The sequence below is a fragment of the Streptomyces sp. NPDC056160 genome (assembly GCF_042268205.1).
In the GTDB taxonomy this organism is placed as follows: domain Bacteria; phylum Actinomycetota; class Actinomycetes; order Streptomycetales; family Streptomycetaceae; genus Streptomyces.
The window spans coordinates 1-1174 of record NZ_JBHJUW010000364.1 but is presented as its reverse complement, the minus strand read 5'-3'; the positions used below and the strand labels follow the sequence as shown (position 1 = coordinate 1174).

The following is a 1174-nucleotide window of genomic DNA, read 5'->3' as shown; positions in this document are numbered from 1 at the left end:
ACACCCAGACCAAAGCACAGATCCTCGCCAGCATCCTCCTCAACGGAACACACACCACCAGCCTCCCCGGAGGCGCACCACACCTCACCAAGGAAGAGTTCGACACGGCACTGGACATCTGGTTCAACGGCCACCCCGAAACCAACCAGGAAGCACACAAATACCTGCCCACGCGAAACGACACGATTACGCTCCCGCCCCGCACCGCAGAGGTAGGGACAAGCAGCAGCGCAGAAACCCTTGCCCCCCGGACAGTGAATATCGGCATACATGTCCACAGGCTAGTGAATATCGGCCGGACGGAGATAACGGAACGGTCGCATGGACTGCTCAAGCCATACGGGACAGTAGGGAAGCGGAATGGTAAATGGGTACTCGAAATTGCGGATCCTTCCGGCCGAGACAGAACACGGCGCCTGCCTCCGACCGGCGATAATGGAATCTATGCGCCGCCCGGAGATAAAAAGGCCAAAAAATTTGAAACAGCGCTGGAGGTCTGGCTCAACGGTCACCCCGAAAGCGGCCAGGAAGCACACGAATACCTGCCTAAAAGGGATGACACTGTAAGAATACCGGTGGATGACCCGGACGGGCGAGGCGGGGGCACGCCCGAAAAAGGTCTGATCACGGTGAATATCGGGTACCAGGTTCGCGATATATTCAAGGACGGCCGCGTTTCCGTCACCGAGCGGACCATTGATCTGCTGAGACGCCACGGAAATCTGAAAAGGGAGGGCAATAGATGGTTTCTCAAGAGGCATCACGCGGACGTGGATGAGCGCCTAGCCGATCTTCGAGCTTTCTTTGGTGATCCCAAAAATGCGGAATCTGATACGCCGAAGAATCTGGAAAAATTCTTCAATAACATGACCGGAAAGGGTCTCCTGGACAGCGAGAAGAATCGGCCGCTTCGCGCATATTTGAGTGAGCGGTTCAATGTAGTCGACAGGGGTGACTATTTTGTAATCGAACGCGACTCTCTTGAGACATTACCTAAGGCGGTTTTGCGGGCTTTTGTTGCTGATGTGCGGGTGTTTGTGGGGAGGCTGGAGCGGTATTTCGGTGATCCGGGTGGGTCTGGTGCGGTGTTGCGGGGGGAGGTGGTCGAGGATGTCGGGGCTCTGGTGGGGGCGGGGAGGTCTGATGATGTGCGTAATGCTCCTATCAAGGCGTA

The 1174-nt window shown here is 56.3% G+C and carries 1 protein-coding gene; it reads left to right on the top strand.

Annotated elements, in window-relative coordinates:
* Positions 1-1174, top strand: a 1174-nt coding sequence (locus ACFC02_RS42755; protein WP_376368469.1) for a hypothetical protein, incomplete at both ends; no start/stop codon positions are given.